General features: G+C 39.6%; 21 protein-coding genes. All 21 read left to right on the top strand.

Features of this window, described 5'->3' with window-relative positions:
- Nucleotides 1-621: 621 nt before the first annotated feature.
- Nucleotides 622-1,137 carry a cysteine hydrolase gene (locus IKL48_03070; GenBank protein ID MBR3603655.1) on the top strand — a complete coding sequence of 172 codons (516 nt, stop codon included), beginning with the start codon at nt 622-624 and terminating at the stop codon, nt 1,135-1,137.
- 9 nt (nt 1,138-1,146) lie between these two features.
- Nucleotides 1,147-1,923, top strand: a complete 777-nt coding sequence (locus tag IKL48_03065; GenBank protein MBR3603654.1) for a hypothetical protein — start codon at nt 1,147-1,149, stop codon at nt 1,921-1,923.
- A gap of 9 nt (nt 1,924-1,932) precedes the next feature.
- Nucleotides 1,933-3,411 (top strand): nicotinate phosphoribosyltransferase, encoded by a 1,479-nt coding sequence (locus IKL48_03060; GenBank protein MBR3603653.1) that lies wholly within the window; start codon nt 1,933-1,935, stop codon nt 3,409-3,411.
- Between the two features lies 1 nt (nt 3,412).
- Entirely contained in the window at nt 3,413-4,153 is a 741-nt protein-coding gene (gene nadE, locus IKL48_03055; GenBank protein MBR3603652.1) for an NAD(+) synthase, read from the top strand.
- Nucleotides 4,150-5,055: an NUDIX hydrolase gene (locus tag IKL48_03050; protein MBR3603651.1), complete on the top strand. Its 906-nt coding sequence runs from the start codon at nt 4,150-4,152 to the stop codon at nt 5,053-5,055. Before nadE (IKL48_03055) ends, IKL48_03050 begins: the two co-directional genes overlap by 4 nt.
- On the top strand, nt 5,052-6,065 hold the full coding sequence (locus IKL48_03045) for a 4Fe-4S cluster-binding domain-containing protein (protein ID MBR3603650.1): 1,014 nt from the start codon (nt 5,052-5,054) through the stop codon (nt 6,063-6,065). The genes IKL48_03050 and IKL48_03045 overlap by 4 nt, the downstream gene beginning before the upstream one ends.
- A gap of 67 nt (nt 6,066-6,132) precedes the next feature.
- Nucleotides 6,133-6,741, top strand: a complete 609-nt coding sequence (locus IKL48_03040; GenBank protein MBR3603649.1) for a hypothetical protein — start codon at nt 6,133-6,135, stop codon at nt 6,739-6,741.
- Complete coding sequence (locus IKL48_03035; GenBank protein MBR3603648.1) at nt 6,722-7,285, top strand: hypothetical protein; 564 nt, start codon at nt 6,722-6,724, stop codon at nt 7,283-7,285. Before IKL48_03040 ends, IKL48_03035 begins: the two co-directional genes overlap by 20 nt.
- A 1-nt stretch (nt 7,286) precedes the next feature.
- Nucleotides 7,287-8,159 carry a radical SAM protein gene (locus IKL48_03030; protein MBR3603647.1) on the top strand — a complete coding sequence of 291 codons (873 nt, stop codon included), beginning with the start codon at nt 7,287-7,289 and terminating at the stop codon, nt 8,157-8,159.
- Nucleotides 8,156-9,181, top strand: coding sequence for an NAD(+) synthase (nadE, locus tag IKL48_03025; protein MBR3603646.1), 1,026 nt, complete (start codon nt 8,156-8,158; stop codon nt 9,179-9,181). The genes IKL48_03030 and nadE (IKL48_03025) overlap by 4 nt, the downstream gene beginning before the upstream one ends.
- Nucleotides 9,144-10,817, top strand: coding sequence for a hypothetical protein (locus IKL48_03020; protein MBR3603645.1), 1,674 nt, complete (start codon nt 9,144-9,146; stop codon nt 10,815-10,817). The genes nadE (IKL48_03025) and IKL48_03020 overlap by 38 nt, the downstream gene beginning before the upstream one ends.
- Before the next feature lie 101 nt (nt 10,818-10,918).
- Nucleotides 10,919-11,248, top strand: coding sequence for a DUF2924 domain-containing protein (locus IKL48_03015; protein ID MBR3603644.1), 330 nt, complete (start codon nt 10,919-10,921; stop codon nt 11,246-11,248).
- A 719-nt stretch (nt 11,249-11,967) separates the two neighbouring features.
- Nucleotides 11,968-12,456, top strand: a complete 489-nt coding sequence (locus tag IKL48_03010) for a MarR family transcriptional regulator (protein ID MBR3603643.1) — start codon at nt 11,968-11,970, stop codon at nt 12,454-12,456.
- Between the two features lies 1 nt (nt 12,457).
- Entirely contained in the window at nt 12,458-15,868 is a 3,411-nt protein-coding gene (locus IKL48_03005) for an acyl-[ACP]--phospholipid O-acyltransferase (protein MBR3603642.1), read from the top strand.
- A gap of 8 nt (nt 15,869-15,876) precedes the next feature.
- Nucleotides 15,877-16,860 (top strand): hypothetical protein, encoded by a 984-nt coding sequence (locus tag IKL48_03000; GenBank protein ID MBR3603641.1) that lies wholly within the window; start codon nt 15,877-15,879, stop codon nt 16,858-16,860.
- A gap of 1 nt (nt 16,861) precedes the next feature.
- Nucleotides 16,862-17,851: an NAD(P)-dependent oxidoreductase gene (locus IKL48_02995; GenBank protein ID MBR3603640.1), complete on the top strand. Its 990-nt coding sequence runs from the start codon at nt 16,862-16,864 to the stop codon at nt 17,849-17,851.
- Nucleotides 17,835-18,614: an MBL fold metallo-hydrolase gene (locus IKL48_02990; protein ID MBR3603639.1), complete on the top strand. Its 780-nt coding sequence runs from the start codon at nt 17,835-17,837 to the stop codon at nt 18,612-18,614. The genes IKL48_02995 and IKL48_02990 overlap by 17 nt, the downstream gene beginning before the upstream one ends.
- 3 nt (nt 18,615-18,617) lie before the next feature.
- Entirely contained in the window at nt 18,618-19,910 is a 1,293-nt protein-coding gene (locus IKL48_02985; protein MBR3603638.1) for a hypothetical protein, read from the top strand.
- Nucleotides 19,907-22,711, top strand: coding sequence for an AMP-binding protein (locus tag IKL48_02980; GenBank protein MBR3603637.1), 2,805 nt, complete (start codon nt 19,907-19,909; stop codon nt 22,709-22,711). The genes IKL48_02985 and IKL48_02980 overlap by 4 nt, the downstream gene beginning before the upstream one ends.
- Nucleotides 22,696-23,115: a VOC family protein gene (locus IKL48_02975; GenBank protein ID MBR3603636.1), complete on the top strand. Its 420-nt coding sequence runs from the start codon at nt 22,696-22,698 to the stop codon at nt 23,113-23,115. Before IKL48_02980 ends, IKL48_02975 begins: the two co-directional genes overlap by 16 nt.
- Nucleotides 23,084-24,595 carry an HAD-IIIC family phosphatase gene (locus IKL48_02970; protein MBR3603635.1) on the top strand — a complete coding sequence of 504 codons (1,512 nt, stop codon included), beginning with the start codon at nt 23,084-23,086 and terminating at the stop codon, nt 24,593-24,595. Before IKL48_02975 ends, IKL48_02970 begins: the two co-directional genes overlap by 32 nt.
- The last annotated feature ends 1 nt before the right edge of the window (nt 24,596 follow it).

The raw sequence follows: 24,596 nt of genomic DNA, 5'->3' as shown, positions 1-24,596 counted from the left end.
TTTATTTTTTCTATGTAATCGTAGCCATGTGTTTATATGGGCTAAAATGGAACTGCCCGTGCATGTGGGTATATGAAAAGTACCATGGATGTCCTTGTTTTATGCTAATAAAAAAGTGTTGGCCTAACCTAGCGAGAAAGTAATAAGCAACAAAATACTTAAGAACGTTCTTGTACAACTTCCTACTTACTCTTGTCAGCATAAAACGAGAATTTTTACCAAAAGTCCCTTAAAGACACCAAAAATCGCATGCTCAAAGTCGTTTATAAAAAAATCCCCGTCGGGCAAGTTGCCTAACGGGGATATATGGTATAAACTCAAAACTAAAATACGGTGGATGTAGTTTCCCTAGCACTATGCTGAATATTTTTTTATCAAACAGGCAATAAACAGGCGAGAAATACTATTTTCCCTGTAAAACAGGATAAATACAGGGGAAAGCAATGGATTTATTTTAAATTTTAAGGGTTTTTCGTACTAACACCCCATATAAATTTACCCAATTCCCTAAAATCCGGAACAGGGAACAAGCAGGGAAATAATTAATTTAGGTCTTGACAAAACAAAATATTATCATTATGATATTATTAAGATGATAATATTAAAAAGAAAGGAGACCGTATGAAATTGTTAATTGTAGTAGATATGCAAAAAGATTTTATAGACGGTGCCTTGGGTACCCAAGAAGCCCTAAACATCCTTCCTATTGTGCAAGCTAAAATAGAACAGTACAAAAAAGAAGGAAATCCAATTCTCTTTACGCGTGATACTCATTCTGAGGAGTACCTTCATACGCAAGAAGGAAAACTGCTTCCTGTACCCCATTGTATTAAAAACACGTCCGGTTGGCAAATTGATGGCTCTTTGGATACGCAAGATGCGGCGGTGCTAGATAAACCCTCTTTTGGTTCATTGGCACTAGCAGATTGGGTTAAGGAACACTATCCGCAAGTGCAAGAAATTGAACTTATTGGCTTGTGTACCGATATTTGTGTATTATCAAATGCGATTATTTTAAAGGCAGCATTCCCGGAAGTAAGCATTACGGTGGCTTCTGCCGCGTGTGCTGGGGTAACTCCCAAAAGTCACCAAAATGCACTGGAAGCTATGAAAATGTGCCAAATTCAGGTAAAATAGGAGAGAATCATGATTTACATCAATGATCAAAAACTTGTCCCCAGTAAATTTCCTGATGGAACATTACGTTTGAATATTATCCCTATTAGTGGTTCAGTTGAACTGCTTTGGCAGTTTGAAGATAACGAAGAATTAGTTGTGCTTTATTTTGCTGTAAAGCATTTACGGGACCATGGAGCCACCAAGTTGACGCTACGTATGCCGTACATCCCCAATGCGCGTATGGACCGTGTTAAAAATGAAGATGAAGTATTTACGCTCAAATATTTTGCGGAATTTATTAACTCGTTGCAATTTGACCGCGTCGTCGTACGGGATCCGCACTCCGCTGTTTCCTTGCAATTTATCCAACGCCTTGAATGTGAGAATATTCAACCCGGTATCCTAAAATTATGTGATACATTGCTAACTTCAAAGGACGTTGTTTTCTTTCCGGATGCGGGTTCGTGCAAGCGTTATCAAGGATATGTAAACCGCCCTTTTATCTACGGAGTAAAAGAACGGGATTGGAAAACAGGAAAAATCTTGGGGTTGCGTGTGGAAGGAAATCTTCCGTCAACTCCATTCAACGTGCTTATCATTGATGATATATCTTCGTACGGAGGAACTTTTTATCACTCAGCCAAAAAACTAAAAGAATTAGGGGCAGATAAAATCTGGCTTTACGTAACGCACTGCGAAAACAGTGTTTTAGAAGGAGAACTAATAAAAAGCGGGTTAGTAGAAAAGATTTATACCACCCCTAGCGTGTTTACCAAACAACATCCATTAGTTGAAATTATATAGGAGAAAATTATGAGAATTCCACCCTTATTATTATGTGATTTTTATAAAACTGTTCATAGCGAACAATATCCGGCCGGTATTACCAAATTAACGTCTTATTTCACACCGCGTATGTCTCGGTTGGACGGACAAGACAAACTGGTCATGTTCGGTTTGCAGGCGTTTATTAAAAAATACTTAATGGAGTATTTTGATGAAAACTTTTTCAATATTCCCAAAGAAACGGCTTTGGCCGAATATAATCGTATTTTATCCCATACCTTAGGACAAGGTTCCTATCAAGACGATAAAATTGCCCGGTTACATGATTTGGGGTATCTACCCCTTGAAATTAAAGCCATTGCTGAAGGAACACGCGTGCCTGTAAAAGTACCCATGATTGAGATTTCGAACACGCATCCTGACTTTGCTTGGTTGGTCAACGCCATTGAAACATTGATGAGTTGTTCGCTCTGGCACCCCATGTTAAGTGCGAACGTCGGCTATAATTACCGCCAAATCGTCAATAAATATTATGCGCAAAGCGTGGAAGATGATGTGCCGCGTGCGCGGGCCTTGGGGGATTTTAGTATGCGCGGGCAAGAAAGTTTGGAAAGTGCTACTGCCAGTAGTGCAGCGTTCTGCCTGTCTTTCTTGAACACAGCCACGGTTCCCGCCATTCCTTGGTTAGAACATTATTATAATTGTGATTGCACAAAACAACCCGTTGCTTATGGAGCCATTAGCACGGAGCATTCCGTTATGTGCAGCAATTACGCGGTAGATGGAAATGAAACGGATATGATTAAGCGTTTGCTTACAAAAATTTATCCGCACCATTCCTTCTCTATGGTAAGCGATAGCTATGACTACTGGAACTTAGTAGATAAATTGGTAGTGGAGTGCAAAGAAGAAATTTTAGCACATGACGGAGCATTACTCATACGCGGAGATAGCGGTGACCCTGCTGAAATTGTTACTCAAACAGTTTTTCATTTATGGAACACGTTTGGTGGTACTGTAAACAGCAAAGGTTATAAGGTGCTCAATCCGCACATTAAAGCCATCTATGGGGATAGCATTACCCCTCAACGCGCCGAAATGATATTCCGCACTTTAATTGAACATGGATTTGCTTGCAATAATGTATCCTTGGGGGTAGGTAGTTTTTCTATGCAGTGTTTAGAGGAAAATCAAGAGTTCAAACCTTACACGCGGGATACGTTCGGGATTGCCGTAAAAGCCACCTATGGGGAAATGGGAGAAAAACCGTTATTAATTTTTAAAAACCCCAAAACGGACAATGCTCATTTCAAAAAATCCCAACGCGGGTTGTGCCGGGTATTTAGAAACGAACAAGGCGAAATCACTTACCAGGATGGTTTGGACGCGCATACCTTCCCGGCAAAGGAAGAAAACTTACTGCAAACTGTTTTTGAAGATGGAAAGTTGGTTAAAGAATTTACGTTGCACGAAATCCGCAACACATTACACGAAGGAAACTTTTAATATGAATTTTGATTCTACTCAAGTAAAGGCTGATTTAATTCACTGGTTGCAACATGTTTTTGCGACCAATGGCCCCACTTGTAAAGCGGTCATTGGTATTTCGGGCGGTAAAGACAGTACCATAGCAGCCGCTTTATGTGTAGAGGCATTGGGAAAAGACCGTGTGTTTGGGGTGCTAATGCCCAATGGAACTCAACATGATATTGCATGCTCGTATGAGGTAGTTAAACATTTGGGCATTGCTCATTGTGAAATTAATCTCAAAACCGCGTATGATTATATCGTTGATGAAATAGAAAAAAATACCGAGGTTTCTCTTCAAACCAAAATTAACTTGGCGCCCCGCCTACGTATGAGCACATTGTATGCCGTTTCCCAATCCCTTAACGGACGCGTGATCAACACATCTAATTTGTCGGAAATTTGGGTGGGATATTCTACGCGTTACGGAGATAGTGTGGGGGATTTCTCCCCGTTTGCTCAATTAACAGTTAGCGAACTTAAACAGTTGGGACATACGCTGGATTTGCCTCCCTACTTAGTGAATAAAACGCCCGAGGACGGTTTAAGCGGTAAAAGTGATGAAGAAAAAATGGGATTTTCCTATGCGGTGTTAGATGCTTATATTCGCACGGGAAAATGTGATGATTTACAGGCCAAGGCCCGCATTGATGCATTACATGCTCAAAATGAATTTAAGCGCTTGCCAATGCCTAGTTTCCCTTATCCAGGAACTCTATGAATGAACAAGAATTTTTAAAACAATACGATCAACAACATTACCCACGCCCTTCCCTAGCTGTGGATATGGCCGTTTTTTCTGTGATAAGGCAGGAAACGGGTAATTACCGCAAGTTGCCAGAACAGAAACTGTCTGTACTTTTGATTGAAAGGGCCGAACACCCGTTTCAAAACCAATGGGCTTTGCCGGGTGGATTTGTCTTGCCAAATGAAACAGTAGAAACAGCCGCACGGCGTGAACTGGAAGAAGAAACCGGAATTAAGGAGACTGATCTTAGACAACTACATGTGTTTAGCGAACCTAAGCGGGATCCTCGGGGATGGATTATTTCTTCTTCGTTTATGGCCCTAACGGAATTTACACAGACTCTTTTTTCCAGCAAAGATGCTAAACAAGCCAAATGGTTTACCTGTACATACACTACACTGGATAAACAAACTACACAAAACGGAGAAAACAGCTATCAAACCATCCAACATAACAAATTGACGTTACGAAGAGAGGACATAGAATTAACAGCCGTTATTGAGGTAAAACAAACGGTATCTTTGTATAACCGAGAAACTACCTGTACTATATTGGAAAATAGCGGGCTGGCTTTTGATCATGCCAAAATTATTGCCTATGCAATTACAGTGCTACGCAATGACTTGGAAAAGTCCGTGGATGCCTTTCGTTTCTTGTCGGAAACATTTACCCTAACCGAGCTTCAACATGTTTACGAAACCATCTTGGGAAAGAAATTACTAACGGCAAACTTCCGGCGTAAAATTGCTCCTTATGTAATACCGACCGACCGCCGAACTTCTGCCAGTAGGCATCGTTCGGCCCAACTATACAAACGCAATAAAGCCGCGTTTTTAGGAAAACAAGTATTATCCGTTAATCCGGAGAATTTATGACACTTACCAACCATGTATTCCCCTTTGATTTACGTGCTATGGCGGATAAATATACATTCGTTCCTTTCCTAAAAGACAAGGAGCTGTATAGCAATTTTAACTTCTCGGTTTTTTTGGATGATTATTGCAATGCAGATTGTAAATTTTGTGTTGCCAATATTCGCTGTAAAACTGAAAACAGGAAAAATGTTTTTGGGGAAAATTACAATGCTTACCTCAAATCATTGGATAAGATTTTCGCTTTTTTACGTCCTCTTAATCCGACTATCTCCCTAACAGGTGGGGAACCTACTTTGTTTCCACTCTTTGACGAGGTGGTTTCGTTGGTAAATCAATATAATTTTCGTATTCGTGCCGTGACTACCAACGCTTCCCAACTATTAAAAAACAATCAGCGTATCTTAAATTGCTTAACCAAAAACAACTGGACTTACTTGAACCTTTCACTGCCGCACTGGGAACAAAAACGCATTGAAGAAATCATGAGATACAAAGATCAATACCCGTCTTCCTTTTCCAACTTGCTTAGTGAAGTGTACCAAACTATCCGCGGAACGTGTATTAAACCGCGCTTGTCCTGTGTACTCTTAAAAAAAGGTGTAAACGATTTGGCATCTTGTGAAAGATACATTAATTTTTATAACCAACTGGGGTACAATAATTTTATTTTTAGACAACTGACCTATTTTAACGGGCAAGACACAAACCAAGATATTGTCCGCTACAATGAACAAAATGTGATTACCTGTGAAAAAATATGGCAGGAAAATGATGTGCAAGGTAAATTTACGTTATTTAAGCGGAATATCGGCTACTACTATTACGTGGAATTGTATAAATATGCAAACAGTACCATTGCCTTTGAAGCCGCCGATTTAGCCAAACGTAAACAAGAAATGCAAAAATACAACTACAATAAAGTGTTTGAAGTAGTTTATCATCCAAACGGCAACTTATGTTCGGGTTGGGATGGGACTCAAGAAATATTGCTAAACTATCAGGATTTATAATATGCCCTCTACACGGTTATATATCAATATTACGAACCACTGCAATGTGGCCTGTCCGTTTTGTTGCATGTATTCTTCCCCGGCGAAGCACACCTCCATGCCCCTTCAAAAGTTTGCTGAGATACTAGCCGCCCATCAAGATTATGAATTACAACTAGAAGGCGGAGAACCTATGCTGCACCCGCAGATTAAACCTTTTTTGGAACAGGCCTGGGCAGATCCTCAATGCAAAAAACTGATTGTGCTTACCAACGGCCTTAATTTACGCAACAATTTACAGGATATAGTTGTTTGGAGAGGGCTTTCTAAAACACCGACTATTCTTAAAATCAGCGTTAATTCTTTTTTGATGAAGCAACATCCCCGTTTTTTATTTGAAATTGCCCTGGCCATACAAAATATTCAGTTTATTGCCAACCTTTCTATTCAACTAAACGTACGCAAGTCCTATGAAGACCCTTTTGATATAGAACAAGAACTAAAAAAGTACAATTTGTTATCCTTTGCCAGCAACATTTTCTACTTCAACAGGTATGGACGGCTCAAAGAAGATAAACGATACGGCAATATTGTTATTAACCAAAATATTGATACGTGGAAGGTATATGCCTCTGATGGAACTTGTTTTAATACTGATTTAATTGCACGAAGTGAGTATGAAAATGAACTCAATTAAAAAACACCCTATTCATTTTTCCTTAAACCTCGGGAAATTACTTCTGCATAATAACGGACAAAATCCACGCATTACGTATTACCGGTTATCCGAATTGTTTTCTATTCCAAAAGAAGATTTAGATCCGGGGAAGTTTCAAGAGTTTGTAATTGATGCCTGCCAAACGATAGATAACACGCTGTTAGTTAATTTGTTTACTGATTTACAAAAATACCTTAGCAGGTTTACAGTTCGTACGTTGTTAATCAACTCGGTGCCGCAAGCAAAAGTTGTTAAGCCGTTTCTCTCACATATACGGTTAATTGAAAGCACAGATTTAGCAGTTTTATCTAATTTCCCGATACATAAAACGCGGTTAGCTTGTTCTTCTTGGGAAGAATTGCAAAAAATGCAACAATACCGCTATTATATTTACCGCAACCCATTACCCCAGCAAATGGATCTACCCTTTGAATTTATTAAATGCACCAAAACCCCGGAATACAACATTTCATATTACCGGGACGGGGATTTTATATACAGTGTTTATAAACAAGGAGAATAATATGCAATGCAAAATGTTAAGTGTAATCGTTGGCAACAGTGCGTGTGTGGCTGCGTGTCCGTACTGCGTGTCCGGAGAAGCTCCAAATGCCAAAAACACCCAAACGCCCACCGTCAATTGGCGCAACTTTCGTATTGCATGCAAAGCGGCGGATCGGTACGGCGTAGATACTGTAATGCTTACAAGCCGCGGCGAACCCACTTTGTTTCCGCAACAAATTACCGACTACTTAGAACATCTGCAACCGTTTCCCTTTCCGTTTGTGGAATTGCAAACAAACGGCATCCCCTTGTCACGTAATCCTAAAAAATATACTCCGTTTTTGAAGAAGTGGTATGAGTTGGGATTGACTGTAATTACACTGTCAGTGGTAAGTCATTTGCCTTCTAAAAATCAACCGATTTACGCCCCGAACGGCCAATATATTGACTTGCCTGCTTTGATTCATTTTTTACATTCGTTTGGTTTTACCCTGCGTCTAACCTGCGTACTATGCAAAGGCATTACTTACACACCTGCCCAAGTGAGAGAGTTTATTCGATTTGCAAAACAAAACCAGGTTGAGCAAGTGACGCTTCGCCCTGTAAATGACGAATTTAGAAGACCTTCTGCCAAACAATGGATCATAAAGCACCGTTTATCCCCGCGAGATAAACAAGCTATTACCCGTATGTTAGAAAAAGAAGGGCACCGTTTATTGGAACTGGGCCGAATTGGTACCGTGTATGACGTAGAAGAGCAAAACGTGTGTTTCTGTGTACCACTTAATAAATACACCATTGAAACAGATCCGAACCAAATTCGCCAGCTGATTTTCTTTCAAGATGGGCATCTGCGTTATGAATGGGAAATGCCCGGAGGAAACTTGTTATGAAAGTATATAATCCGCCCACTGATTTACATTTATCAACTACCCTTGCGCAATACTTAGCACAAATTCGCAAAGAGAGGGGATTTTGTGCTTGCGATTATCTGCAAGAGAAGGCAACATTGTTGGCCCGCTACTTAGACAAATACCGTTTGCAAGCGTGTGTCCTGGGTGTAAGCGGTGGAGTAGATTCGGCGGTGGCGTTAGGGATCTTAAAACATACGGCCCAGCTGCCAAACTCCCCGCTTAAACACATCTTTGCGTTAATGATGCCTGTTTCTAATTCCTCCGGTACTACACACCAAAATGAAGCCACCCAACGAGGGAAGGAACTTTGCCAAAAATGGGGTTTGAAACCGTATATTATTGACTTGCACGATACCAACCAAGCCATGCGAACAGTCGTAGAAACTGCCCTGCAAGTACAAGCTACCGACTGGGCTATCGGACAACTAGTTTCCTGCAGCCGTACCCCGATTGTGTACTATGTTGCTAATCTGTTAGTCCAAGAAGGGAAAAAAGCCGTTGTTTGCGGGACAACCAATCTGGATGAAGGCGGTTATTTGGGATTTATGGGAAAAGCATCCGATTGTATGGTGGACTTGCAGCTAATTTCCGATTTACACAAATCTGAAGTATATGCGTTGGCTAGGCACTTGGACGTATTACCTAGTATTTTAGAAGCGGTGCCTAGTGGGGATATGTACGATGCCCGAAGTGATGAAACCGTATTCGGGGCTCCTTATGATTTCGTAGAGCTGTATTTGCATTATTTGAATTTACCCGCACAAGAACAAAACCGACTCTTAAACGGCTGGGACGATACAACGCGCCAACAATTTAACACCTTTGCGGCTAATTTAGAACGGCTCCACCGCTACAATGCCCATAAATACATGGTAAAATCTCCGGCAGTACATTTGGATATACTGCCTAGCACCATCAAAGGCGGTTGGGATAATTCCAGCCCGAATTGGAAAGAGGTTTTGTATGAAAAAAACACTATGGGAACAGCTCGGGATTGCTAAAAATGCCACGCGGGAAGAAATAGATGCTTCCTATCAAGCCATTACACATCCAACGTACCAAACACGACTGGCGTGGAAGGTATTGCGAGATGATTTCTACCGGGATATATATGTCAAATATGAGGATCTTTGCATTGTAGAGCGAGCCGGGTTCTTAGAAGATAATTTTGAACTGCAAGACATAGCCCGGTTAAAAGACATCACATTTCTGACAACACCGCTGCCGTTGATAAAACATCTGCCCAAAGATGCCCATCCGGTTGTATTACTCAGTACCGGAGGATTTTGCCCTCTACACGAAGGGCACCTTCAAATGATGTACTTAGCCAAAGCAGCATTAGAAGCGGCCGGGAAACAGGTGATTGGGGGCTATTTCTCCATTTCTCACCCCAGTTATGTGAACACCAAAACAAATGTGCACGGAACGCCGGGATCCTGGCTTTATGATTTACAAAAGCACTTAGTTTCTCATCCCTGGCTGCTGGCTGATCCCTGGGAAAGCTGCTATATGCCTTCTTTTGTTAATTTTACGGAAGTCATCAGCCGTTTACAGCAGTATCTACGCACCTATTTCCACCCTAATACCCAGGTTGCTTATGTGTTTGGTTCGGATAACGCACGGTTTATGTACTGTTTTGAGAAACGCGGGTTAGGAGTATGTGTGGAACGTACCGGGAGCAAGGAACTATTTAAACAATTAAAGGCAAAACTGACTTCTGAGCGGTGTTTCTTTGTTCCGAATAACACTCCCCAAGCAGCGGCCAATTCCACCAAATTACGAACGGACGGCATTCATGCACGCCCAGAAACTCAGCCAACTTTGCGTTATTATATACGCAATGAAGGAACTATTCCACTGCGGCATTTCCCCTTGCCTGCGGAAGAAGTGGCCCAAATCCAACAGTATTTCGCTAATCAATTTATACGCATACTTAAGAGCAGCATTCCACCACATGCAACTGTTTCCACCGTATTTGCACAGCAACAAATTGAACAGGCCAGGCAAACATTGGGCTCTCAAAAAGTAATCAGTTTAGATCGGTTATTCAAAGCCGATTATAATATATCATTAAGCCGAGTATTTAATTTATGTGCAACAAACAATAATTCGTACGTTTATTTTTCTAGTGAAGGTCCGCTTGCCCAACAATTACAGTTAGTTGCATCGGGGGAATATGTGCTGTTAGATGATGACTTAGCCAGTGGCGGCACCTTAAAAACATTTTATCAAGCATTGCCGCCCCACGTTCAAATCAGTAAGGTTCATTTGCTCATTAAACCGCAAGACAATATCCCCTATGAAATACTGGATTTACGGGATTTCTTGCTAGGGACACAGCATGGGGGCTTATGCGTACAGCTTCCCAACGGCAAATACGCGCGTGCCCCCTATTTGTTGCCCTACGCATCTCCGGCCGCACGTAGTACAATTTTGCCTTCACAAGAGCTGTTATTTTCAAAACAGATCTGGCAATTAAATTACCAAATTTTCAGTCAAACAAGCCACCCTGTGTGCATCCGGGATATTCCCTCGGAAACGGCCGCTTTCCTTAATTATTTGGGTTTTCCCCTGCATGAAACATTGGCCAAAGTATGCCAGTACCACATAGACCGATTAACCTGGGCAGGCCATTAACTGCAATTTTGCTAAAATCCCCTGGGATTTAGCATTTTAATGTTTTGGAATTAACTTGACTTCTAGGCCTAGAAGAAACGGTAATATGTATAGGAGGAAACATGCAAAACTATACACATTTAACCGCACGGGAATTACGTTTAAAACGGATTGAAATCATAGGCCGGCCTATACCGCCAATCGGGCGAAGTCTAATTATTAAATACCTGTTATGGTATGAACAAGCCAAGCGTGAGAAGATTTCTCCACTTGGCTTTTTTCATGAAGTGGCCCAAGCTACTAAGGGAACAGACAAACATCCCAAAGCTACATTGGAAGTTGGTTCTAAACTAATCCGTTCCTATCAAGGTATCAAATACGAAGTAGAGATTGTTGCTAATGGATATCTATATGAAAATAATCTCTACAAGAGCCTAAACACAACATTTTAACACAACTACCAGTATGGGGCGGCTCACATTAAATATGCTACTCTCATTTGCCAAATTGAACAAGTCCAAGCCGTAATGGCGGAAAAGCGCATTAACCGCCAACATTATGACCCTAAAAAGAGCCTTTTGTGGGGCAGTTTGTAGAACCGAAGAAACGTCCTAATACTGAACTTATCAAAATATTAAATCAGGCCTATACTTGGCACCAAGATATACTGGACGGCAAGACTACGCAAGAAATAGCAAATAGAGATAAAGTATGCGTACAATATGTTCGCAGGATCCTCAATTTAAGTTTTTTATCCCCTAAAATTGTCCGTAGTATCTTAAACGGTACCCAACCGACAGATTGACCCTTAAAAAATTGCTCTCCATTAAAACGTCAGATTGGCAAAAACAAGAGCAAAACTTTTACAAATAATCGTAAGTGCACGACTTCCTAACCCACCCGGTCAGCATAGAAACAACAGATTCTTCACAATACCCCAAAACCCGCCAAAATTCCCATGCTATCAGTCATTTATAAAAAAATCCCCGTCGGGCAAGTTGCCTAACGGGGATTTATGCTATAAACTCAAAACTAAAATACGGTGGGTGTAGTTTTCCTAGCACTATGCTGATTTTTCAAACAGGACGCAAACAGGCGAGAAATGTTATTTTCAAAGTTAAATTAAAATAAAATGCTTGACAAATAAAAAGTTTCTTAGTAAACTATTTATATGAAAACCAATAAACCGAACTTACGTCCTTACGGTATCAATCCGGAAAAAGGACGTGTGTATGAAAATATTACATATGTGTTGGCGCTGGTTTATAACCTGTTGCAAACGCGCGTGGAAAAATTCCTGCTTCCGCATGGTTTGTCGGCTGTGCAGTTTAATTTGCTGATGCTTGCCGCTTATCAAAATAATGGCAAAGGACTTAGCCAAGTGGAGTTAGCTAAGAGGCTTATTGCATCGGCCAGCAATATTACTAAACTAGTGGAAAAATCAGTTCATGCCGGTTGGCTTACACGCCAAACAAATCCGCAAAGCCGTCGCGAAAATATTATTTGTATCACAAAAAAAGGACAGGAACTCATTGATAAAGTGTGGCCCGGATATGATCAGTTAGTAAAAAGTTTGACAGAAAAAATTCCGGCACAAAGCCGCCCGCAAATGGAACAAATTTTAAAAGATTGGTTTGTGGCACTACAGGAGGAAAAATAATATGTTGTCTTTACTTAAAACTTTCTTTAATCGTCCGTTTTTAGCTTTGTTTTGCACTCAGTATTTGGGTGCGTTTAATGACAATTTTTTTCGTACTGCTATGGCTACATTCATTACCTATAAGGTGACTAGTATATCAGCAGGGAGCAAATCAGTAATAGTTTCTTTGGCAGTTGCATTATTTATGTTGCCGTTTTTCTTGTTCTCGGCATTGGCAGGGGAACTGGCGGATAAGTTTCGCAAAGATATCCTTATTAAAGCCACTAAAGGGTTGGAAGTTGTTATCGTCCTTTTAGCCGGAGTTGGGTTTTTAACGACCAACGTACCGCTTTTGCTGGGTGTATTATTTTTAATGGGTACGCAATCCGCCTTCTTTGGCCCGGTCAAATACAGTATCTTGCCTGATATTTTAGGTGAAAAACAACTGATTGCCGGTAATGGTATTATTGAAGCGGGTACGTACGGCTCTATTTTGCAAGGCACTATTTTTGGCGGGATTATCATTGCCGCTAATGAATTGTGGTTGCCTGGCATTATTTTAGGGGTAGCTATATTAGGGTTGCTTGCCAGTTTGTTCATCCCGGCTCAAAAACCGGCCAATGCGGATTTGAAGATAGATAAAAATTTCATCCGCAGTACATGGAAGAATATGGCGTTTGCTAAGCAGAACCACGATATTTTCCTTTGTATTTTGGGGATTTCCTGGTTTTGGATGTTGGGCACGGCGTTGATTGCCCAAATGCCTTCCTTGGCACATGACATCTTAAACGGTACGCCCGGTTTGTTTACCTTCCTTTTAACTCTTTTTTCCTGTGGAATCGGGTTGGGCTCTTTGCTTTGCCAATTTTTGGTAAAGGGGGAAATTACCAGTAAATATGTGCCGATAAGTGCCCTTTTGATGACGGTATTTTTGGCTGATTTGGCTTGTGCCACTGCCGGCTATATTCCGGCGGAAACGGCCCTGGATTACAAAGCCTTCTTAATGACTTTTGCCGGCAAGCGTATTACCTTGGATTTACTCGGCTTTGCGGTGTGTGGCGGGCTCTATATTGTACCGCTTAATGCGATGCTGCAGTTTTTGGCTACCGAGGATACCCGCTCCCGTGTGATTGCCACTAATAACATTATTAATTCACTTTTTATGGTGCTTGGTAGCGGTTTCTGTGCACTACTATTAGCTATGCACTTTACCATTCCAACCGTATTTGGAGTGATTGCGTTTGCTAACGCGTTAGCTGCCATTTACATTTGCGGTCTATTGCCGCATCATATTATCCGTATGATTATGACGCGGGTATTAAACTTTGTGTACGGTGTGAAGGTAAACGGGATTGAACATTGGAAAAACCTGCAAGGCAACGCTCTAATTATTGCCAACCACACTTCCTTTTTAGATGCTGTTTTGTTGTGGGTGTATCTGCCGGGAAATTTGTATTTTGCCATTGACACTTATGTCAGCCAAAAATGGTGGGTAAAACCCTTTTTGCACTTGGTAAAATACTTCCCGATTGACCCCACCAACCCGATGGCGGTAAAGTCCATTATTGAAGAAGTAAAAGCCGGTAAACGGGTGGTTATTTTCCCCGAAGGGCGTATTACCACCACAGGCGGCCTTATGAAAATCTATCCCGGCCCAGCCATGATTGCCGACAAAAGCGACGCCCAGTTGTTGCCCGTCTGTTTGGAGGGGAGCCAATACTCGTTATTTTCGCGCTTTGGTACGCAATTAAAAACGCGCCCGCAGAGCAAAATTACCATTACCATTCAATCGCCTAAAACCTTGAAAATTGACGAAAGCGTAAAAGGGAAGGCCCGCCGTTTGGCAGCTGCCCGTGGTTTGTACGATGTGATGGTCAATATGAAGTACGAGGCGGGCAATGTCAGCGAGACGTTGTTTGATTCGCTCATTGATGCCTATAAATTGGTGGGCCGTAAAAAACGTATTATCAATGATGCTACGCGCAAGCCGCTCAATTTCGGGCAATTTTTAACCGCTGTATTTGTATTAGGAAAGAAAATTGCTAAACATCAAAAACAGGGCGAAATGGCGGGTTTTTTACTCCCAAATATGACAGCCAGTGTGGTGGCGTTCTTTGGGATGCGGGCTTTTAATATTACTCCGTGTATGCTTAATTTTTCTACGGGTGTAAAAAACATGCTCGCTTGTTGTAAAGCCGCAAAAATCACAACCATCTTTACTTCCAAATTATTCCTGCGGCAAGGTGGACTGATGGAAACAGCGGATGCTTTAAAACGGGCGGGTTTTCAACTGGTGTACTTGGAAGATTTGAAAAAGGAGATTTCTGTTTGGGATAAAATAATTGGTTTAATGGCATCTTACTTCCCAAGTCGGTACTACAAAAAAGTGCGTGGCAATGTAAGCCCCAAAGATCCAGCAGTGGTACTTTTTACCTCCGGAAGTGAAGGAACCCCCAAAGGAGTCGTGCTCTCACACGAGAATATTCAAGCCAATCGTTTGCAACTGCAAAGTGTGCTAGATTTTGGGCTTAAAGACCGTGTGTTTAATGCAATGCCTATTTTCCATTCCTTCGGTTTAACAGTAGGCACATTGTTGCCAATCTTGTGTGGCGTTCCAGTATTTTTCTATCCGTCTCCGTTGCATTACCGCATTGTGCCAGAGCTGGTTTATGATAGAAATGCCACTATTATTTTTGGAACGGATACCTTCTTCAGCGGGTACGCCAAAATGGCTCACCCGTATGATTTTTACTCGGTGCGTTTGGCCGTGGTGGGAGCAGAAAAACTAAAAGAAGAAACTATCCGCAATTACTATGACCAGTTCGGTTTGCGCATTATGGAAGGATACGGAGCCACCGAAACGGCCCCTGTTATGGCTGTCAATACGCCTATGTACTTTAAGCGGGGTAGTGTAGGCCGTCTTTTACCGGGTATTGAATATAAGTTGGAACAAATCCCCGGAGTGGAAGAGGGAGGCAAACTGCTTGTCAAAGGGGCTAACATTATGGCTGGGTATCTGCGCGATAGCAACCCCGGTGTATTAGAGCCGCCGCAAGACGGTTGGTATGATACAGGCGACATTGTACGCGTGGATGAAGACGGTTTTGCATTTATCTTAGGTCGTGCCAAACGTTTTGCCAAAATTGCGGGCGAGATGATTTCTTTGACGGCAGTAGAAACGGAAATCAATGCGCTGTGGCCTAACAAAATGCACGCGGTAGTCAATATTCCCGATGAGAAAAAAGGTGAACAACTTGTGCTATTTACCACAGAACCTACCGCTGAACGCGGAGCCTTGCTTGCCGCTTTCAAAGAGAAAGGCCTTAGTGAACTGGCCGTGCCCAAAACGATTCGTGTAGTGGAAGAAATTCCGCTGATGGGAACCGGCAAAGTAGATTATGTAAAGTTAAAAGAGATGGCATTAAATAGCTAGGATTTATTATGACTAAATTACACATTGAAAGCATTGCTTATGAATTGCCGGATCGGTATATCTTGTCTAATGAACTTGACGAAAAATGTCAAACCCCTATTGGATATACCGAAGAACATATCGGTATCAAGTCACGCTATTATTTTGATAAGAAAACCGTGCTGGCAGGTGGTGCGGCGGCAGCTCAAAAGGCCGTGGAGCAAGCCGGACTGACGTGGAAAGATATTGATTGCATGGTGGCGGCTTCTGCTACCAAATGGCAACCCATTCCGTGCATGGCTGCTTGTCTAAAACAAGAGTTAGGAGTATCTGATTATACGTTTCCTTGTTTTGATATAGACAGTACTTGTTTAAGCTTTATGGTGGCAGTGGATACGTTGGCATGCGGGTTAGAAAGTGGGAAATATAAACACGTGCTTGTGGTTTCTGCCGAACAACCTTCAGGCGTTATTAATTGGAATCAACCCAAAAGTGCATGTTTATTTGGAGATATGGCCGTAGCGGCTGTATTGGGACGAGGAAATGCAGATAAGCCTTTCTTCTCATGTTTTAGCACTCACATCCAAGGAGCCGATTTTGCTCGTATTAAAGGTGGACAACTGGCACAGCTTCCCACATTATATACACCGCAAAATCATAACGATTATTTGTTCGATATGAACGGACGAAGTATCTATAAAGTTTCGGCAAAAGTATTGCCCGGATTTATTGAAAATGCATTTAAACAAACAGGGCTTGCATGGAAAGATATTGCCATGGTTATCCCCCACCAAGCCAGCCCACTTGCGATGACGCTTATGAGCAAAAAATTAGGGATTCCTTTGGAAAAAATGATGTTTACCATCCAAGATTACGGCAATAATGTAGCGGCAGCTATTCCGTTTGCATTTGCTAAAGCTATTGAGCAGGGTAAAATCAAACGAGGCGACAAAGTAATGCTGCTGGGCACGTCAGCGGGTTTATCTATTGGGATGATGATATTGGAGTATTAATATGCGGATATTGGTTACCGGAGCAACAGGTTTTTTGGGTGGACAAACGGCTTTGCGATTATGTCAAGATGGCCATAGTGTGCGTGCTACGGGACGTTCGGAAGTTGCCAAAAGTTTGAAACAAAGAAATATCGAGTTCCATAAGGTTGCTTTAGATAAAGAAAATTTGAGCGGTTTGTTAGAAAATATAGATGCTGTAGTGCATTGTGCTGCAAAGTCTAGTCCATGGGGAAGTTATGAATCTTTTTATGCTAGCAATGTAGAGGCAACTCGTAGGTTGTGTCAAGCAGCCTTGGCGCATAAAGTAAAATGTTTTGTTCATATTTCCACTCCAGGATTGTATTTTAATTTTCAAGACAAACATCATTTGAAAGAAGAAGATATTATCGCAAATAATAAAACTAATTTCTACATTCAAACAAAATATCAGGCTGAAGAAATTGTACAGGAGTATGTTAAATTGGGATTGCATGCAATTATTTTAAGGCCACGTGCTATTTTTGGACAGGGCGATAGAGCATTACTGCCTCGTTTATTGAGTGTTGGACAGAAACGTTTTATTCCTCAAATGCGCGTTGATAGAGGTCCCTTGTGTGACTTAACTTACGTAGATAATGTGGTGTTTGCAATTCGACAGGCACTTCATTCTTCTGTACCGAGTGGAAGTGTATATAATATTACAAATGATGAGCCAGTTTATTTATTGGATGTATTGAAAAAAGTATTTGAATCTTTAAATATTCCTTGGAGAACCCGAAAAATTCCTTACAAATTAGCGGTAGGTTATGCTTATTTATTGGAAAAGATATATAGTTGTTTTTTGCGAGGGAAAGAACCTCCTTTCACAACATATACCATTTCTTTGTTAGCCAAAGATATGACGTTGGATATACAGAAGGCAAAAAAAGAATTGGGATACGTGGCCCAGGTTAACATGTCTGATGCCTTAACATATACTTTGCAGGCTTATAAAAATGAACATACAACTTAAACATTTTATTTGTGGTACATGTAGCCAGTTTGCTCATTTTGCAGTCAGAAATAAGCCTTTTCGTTGGCAACGTTTTCCTGCCCGAGTAACTTGTGTGATTTTTGGAAAAGAGAAGTGGCTGATAGATAGTGGTTATGCGGGAAATTCGCAATCACATAATATTTCTTGGCAACGTAAGATATATAACATATTGGTACCAAATCGTCAGACGGATGAGGAAAATATATCTTTTCAATTAAAACGAGAAAGCATACGTCCACAAGAAATTTCTAATATCTTTATTTCCCATTTTCATGCAGATCATATTGGGGGGCTTTCTCAATTTATCAAATCGAAATATATCTGTTCGGCATATGAATATAAACGATTAATGAAAATGAGTGTATGCTCAAAACTTTTACATGGTTTTTTTCCAGAGTTGCTTCCCGCTGATTTTGAAAAGAGAAGTTTGTGGATAGAAGATTTCCCAAGAGGGAAGGATATTTTTGGACTTCCATCCTATTGTTTAGATGAGAAAAGGGGAATTTTTGCAGTTTTTTTACCAGGACACACTTTGAATCAATATGGCCTATTTTTAGAGCAGGAAAAAGTATTGTTTGCCGCTGATGCGGCTTGGAGTCCTCTGCTGTATGAGCAGGGAATTTTGCCATCAAAGATAGGACTTTTGGTACAAGAAAATCAAAAGGATTATCTCGCTACGGTGGGAGTATTAAAAGAGATGTGGGAACAAGGAATTACTATTTATTTGACGCATGGAAATTAATTTATGTTTGAAAAACTTTTGATTCTTTTTTACTATCTAAAAACAAAGTATTTTATGCATTTCTCTTCTAGAGAACAATTAGATCGTTGGCAACAAAAGCGTTTGCGGAAATTTTTAGACTATATTATTCCTAGAAGTCCTTTTTATCATTCGTTATATAGAAAAACGGATTCTAGGAACAAATTAACCCCCATTAATAAAGCGATTTTTATGGAAAATTTTGATAATTTAAATACTGTGGGAATATCTTTGAAAGAGGCTCTTGAAGTGGCACAACTGGCAGAAGATTCGCGCAATTTTTCACCGACGTGTAAAGGATATACGGTTGGTTTGTCATCGGGAACATCTGGTATTAGAGGCGTATTTCTTGTTAGCCGATTGGAACGGGCAAAATGGTGTGGAACAATTCTGGCTAAAATGCTACCAAGAGGACTTTTTTCAGTTACCAAAATTGCTTTTTTCCTACGTGCTGATAGTAACTTATATGAAACAATTCATAGCTCTTTTTTAAAATTTAAATTTTTTGATTTAAAAGAGGATTTCTCCCTACATGTTGGTAGCTTGCAGAGTTTTCAACCGAACGTACTGGTAGCTCCTCCGACAGTTTTAGATTTATTGAGCAAAAAACAACAGCAAGGTGAAATTTCTTTAACTCTTGAAAAGATTATTTCGGTTGCAGATGTCTTATATGACGATATAAAGCAAAGAGTGCAGAATTCTTTTCATTTACCTGTTCATCAAATTTATCAAGCTACGGAAGGCCTATTGGGGTGCAGTTGCAAAGAAGGAAATTTGCACTTAAATGAAGATTTAATACACATAGAAAAAAAAGTTTTGGATGAAAAAAATCATAAATTCATTCCCATTATTACTGATTTTAATCGTACAACACAACCTATTATTGCTTATGAATTAAATGATATTTTGACCGAGGATCCGACACCTTGTCCATGTGGTAGTCCTATGATTCGTTTAAAACAGATTGAAGGGCGGGCAGATGATATTTTGTGCTTTAAAGATGATAACGGAAAAGAAAAACTGATTTTCCCAGATTTTATAATCAGATTAATACTACGGGTTTGCCCAATGATTGGAGAGTTTAAAGTAGTACAAGAGGGATCCTTTTTACATATTTTTGCTTCAATATCAGATGTAAAAAGGCAGGAATTAGAAGCGCATTTGCAATCCTTCTTTTCAGAAAATAGATTAACCGTGAAATGTGTCTTTATGCCTTTTTCTCAAAAGATTCCTTTAACAATGAAAAACAAACGAGTAATACGGAGCATATCTAAATGAAAACCAAAGTGCGGTCCCTTTCGCAAAATGAATTGATGTATTTAGATTTGCAAGAATTATCTAATACATTTACAATTCAATATTTGCTTGCTTATAAAAAAGTAAATATGACATGGGTCCAAGAGTCTTTTGAACGCACAGTTAGGGAAATACCATCAATTTGGGTATATAAAAAGGGAAATAACTGGGTGTGTAATACCGTTCGGCCAAAGGTTGAAGAATTATGGATAAAAGAAACAAATGTGTTGGACGAACCTATTCTAAAATCCAAATTGGATGTATGTAAACAGAGCATTACTTGTACTGTCTTGCATGCGCAGAATCAAGATTATTTACTAATACGTTTTTCACATAGTTTGGTCGATGGACAAGGGGCTCTTTTGTTTTTAAATCACTTTTTCCGCATTATGTCAACGAGGCAAATTCCGGATAATACTTGTAATGATGAATCCTTTGTACGAGACTTGCCCCTGCAGTCAGGAAAATTAGAGTTTGGAAAATATAATCCGAGGAATCCGATTGCGTTAGATAAGAATTTTGTATGGCGTGATATAGTGCTAAATGGATATCATGTTGGGGTTATCGCACGTTTAGCTCGCATTTTGGCCCAATACTTTCGACAAGATTCTATAAAATTTTTGATTCCCACTGATATCCGTAGACATAAGCCTTCGAGTGACTTATATTTTGCTAATTTAACATTGCCCATTTTTTTAAATGCTTCTCCGAAAGAGGATTGGCAGAATATAAATGGGAAATTATTATATGCATTGAAGGAAAAACAGGAATTATGTGCGGCCAATGTGCGACATTATCACTACGGGATTATTCCGCATAAAATGCGAGTTTGGGGTTGGGAAAAACTAATCAAGAGATCACAAGAAAGAAATCGATTTTTGATAGGGGGCATTATTTCCCATTTGGGCCGGATATCTCTTGATAAGTATTTAATAGAGCAGCAAGTGCCTATGCAATTTGTATCTTTGCCGGTAGCTCAACCATTGGGCATATTTTCCGTAGTGATTACGGAATATAACAGACGTACTCATATTTGTATTTCTTATCCTAAAAATCTGTTCAATTTCCAAGAAGAAAGATTATTTTTATTAGGTATTAGGCAAGAATTCGAAGGGTATAGTTCTATGTTACAAGGGCCTGAGCAAGAATGGTCCGTTACGTGTGTTCAAAGTTTAGAAACAATAGCACGTGAATCTGCTCAAAAAATAGCTATTGTTACGGAAACGAAAAAGTATACTTATGCAGATTTGTTGGAGGCCAGTTCTCATATTGCTACGGGTTTGAAACAAGCGGGAGTTAAAGCGCAAGATAAAGTAAATATTTGCTTGGGTAGAAGTTTTGAGATGGTAGCTAGTATGTGGGCTGTGATGCGCATAGGGGGTTTTTGGCATTTAGTAGCTGAAGCGGAGGGAACATCAAATACAAAATTTACTATCAATTCAGAAAACATCAGTCGATTATTAGCTTTTCCGGCAAAAGAAGATATATTTTATAAGTATAGTGGAAAAGATATCCTGTATGAGGTTTCTACCTCTGGTTCGACAGGTTGTCCCAAGCTCATAAGGGTTACGGTAGAAAATTTTTCGAACTATATTTTTTGGGCAGCTCAAACCTATTCCGCTCAAAAAAACGCCGTAATGCCTTTATTTACAGATTTGAGAGTCGATTTAACCTATACTTCTTTATTTTTGCCTTTTATTACGGCAGGCACATTAAAAATATTTTCAGAAAGTTTTACTCCTATGATATTGAAACGAATTTATTCGGATCCAGATATCAATTTGGTTAAGTGCACGCCTTCTCACTTAACTTTCTGGGATAAAGAAATGCTTACTTGTACAAAATTAAAGGGTCTGATTGTAGGTGGAGAGGATTTTTCAGTATCGTTAGCGAAACGTCTGTGGAACCGGCATGCATTTATTGTAAATGAATATGGCCCTGCTGAGACTACAGTCGGTTCTTCTTATCATTTTCTACGGGAGGAGGATTTGAAAAGGGAGAAGATTCCCATCGGACAGCCTATTTGTAATACGGCCATAAAAATACAAACGGCAACTTTAGGAAATCCTGGCGTGGGAGAAATTATTATCCAAGGTAAGGGGGTGACCTCCGGTTATGCAAATGGTTTAGAAGATGGATTCTTGCAACAAAAGGGAAAAGTGATCGAATATCATACCGGAGATCAAGGATATATATTGCAAAATCAATTGTTTTTTAGTGGTAGGTCCGATGGACAAATTAAAATACACGGACATCGTATTGAACGAGAACATATCAGTGCAGTGTTGAAAAAATTCTCTGATGTGAAGGATGCTTATGTATTTTATACGAGGAAGCATTTAAGCGCCGTCATCTGCACAAATGTAAAAATAGACATGAAAGATTTAAAGAGTTTTTTACGCTCAACTTTGCCTGACTATGCAATACCACAACATTTTATATTTGTAGAAAACGTGCCCATTGGGGCCAATGGAAAAGCGGATATGAATTATATGGAATCAATCGTTGATTCGTATCTTTCTGTTTCGAAAGAACCTCAAAGCCCTATTGAACGCCTTATTCAGTCAATTCTTAAAGATAAATCTTTGAAAATGGGGGCAAATTGTTTATACGATATGGGAGTAGATTCTGTCGATTGTATTAAAATATTGATGAATCTTTCTCGTGGTGTTACGCCTGCAAAACGAGATGATTTTATACATAATCTTATGCCAAAAATCCAAGGGATGTCGGTAAGTGAACTTGAAAAAATATTGAGTGATTACGCATGGAAAGCAAATTAAAAAAACATCATATTGGCATTGCAACAAAAGATTTAAACAAATCCATACAGAAATATATTAATTGGGGATACCAATGTTGTAACCAAGTTTTTGATTCCCATCAGCAAGCTGATTTAGTATTACTAACCAAAGAAGGGAAACCTTATATAGAATTGGTATGCGCTATAAATGAACATTCTCCGGTGTGGAAAACTTGTCAGACTTATGAAAATAAAGAATATCACGTTTGTTACCAAGTAAAGAATTTGCAAACAGCTATTGAGCAGAAGAAAAGGGAAAAGTGGTTACAAGTTTCTGAGGTTGTATATGCACCATTACTAATGGGATATATTTGTTTTATGTATAATCGCGAAGAGGGATTAATAGAGCTATATGAATTATGTGTATCGAAATACGACCGTTGAGTATTTATTCAAAGAGAATACTTGTTCGTTTAGCGGATATAATGATTATACTTTACCAACTGATTGGGAAAAGTATGAACGGTTTATTTTCTTATTAACATTACCCAATTGGTATGAAGAAGCAAAATTAGTTTCATGGATTGAGGACTATAAAAATATATTAATAAACTTTTGTAATATGGTTTCTGGTAAACCGATTTATGTATGCAAGTTGGAGAATTATCAATGTCCTGTTTGGAACAGAGGCCATATACTAGATAAAGCCTTGAATAAATTTAATACAGATTTATTTAATTTAAGTCCTAATGTGAACATATTAGATCTTAAAAAATTTAAGCAAGACTGGGTGCCAGATCTGCGCTATTATTATATGTACCAGGCTTTGATACCTCCTCATTATGGAGCAGAATTCCAATGTTGGTTTGAGCAAATATGTACTCGCGAAATTATGCCTGCCAAAAAATGCTTAGTCCTTGATTTGGATAATACCCTTTGGGGAGGAGTTTTAAGCGAAGATGGATCCGCCAATTTGCAGATTAGCGGAAGCTATCCCGGGAATGTCTACCAAGATTTTCAGCGCCTTGTATTGGCAGTAAAACAAGCGGGAATTGTGCTTTGTATAGCTAGCAAAAATGATCCGGAAACAGTAAAAAAATGCTTTGAACAGCGAAGCGATTTGTTGGTCAGATGGGATGATTTTATTCTTCATAAGATAAGTTGGCAGTCAAAATATATATCCGTGCAAGAGATTGCTTCCGAACTAAATATTGGGCTTGATAGTGTAGTGTTTGTTGATGATAGCTCGCTTGAGCGTGAAGAAATGAAATATTATTGTCCGGAAGTAATTATTCCAGACTTCCCCAAAGAAATTTATAGCAGGCCTACTTACTTTGCTAAGTTATTTGAACAGTATTTTTCTCAAAATACGCAATTTTCTGATGTGAACAAAACAGATCTGTATATGAAAAAAATACTGGCAGATCAAGAACGAGATAAGTTTTCTTCATTAGCAGACTATTTAAAAAATCTTAATATAAAATTGCATTACGAAGAATTGGCCGAAAACAATATGGAACGTATCAGCGAATTAATTAACAAAAGTAATCAGTTTAATTTGACCACCCATCGATATACAAAAGAAAAGTTGGGAGAAATGGCGAAGACCCATTGGATTAGTTGTGTTGATGTAGCAGATAAATTTGGAGACCTGGGTATTTGTGGGGTTTGTATAGTAAAATATCAAGCAAATACAGCCGAAATTGATACTTTTTTATTAAGTTGTCGAGTTTTAGGAAGGGATATTGAATTCTCATATATGAAATATATAGAAGACACTTTAAAGAAGAAAAATATTAAACGTATAAAATCGTGTTATGTTCCTACTTCCAAGAATATGAAGGTTGAATTTTTTTATGAGAAATGTGGTTTTACGTTAGATAGTGTCAATAGTGGGTGTAAAATTTACATTAAGGAGCTATGAG

Source organism: Elusimicrobiaceae bacterium, from assembly GCA_017520185.1.
Lineage (GTDB): Bacteria > Elusimicrobiota > Elusimicrobia > Elusimicrobiales > Elusimicrobiaceae > Avelusimicrobium.
This window is presented reverse-complemented; position numbering and strand designations above follow the sequence as displayed.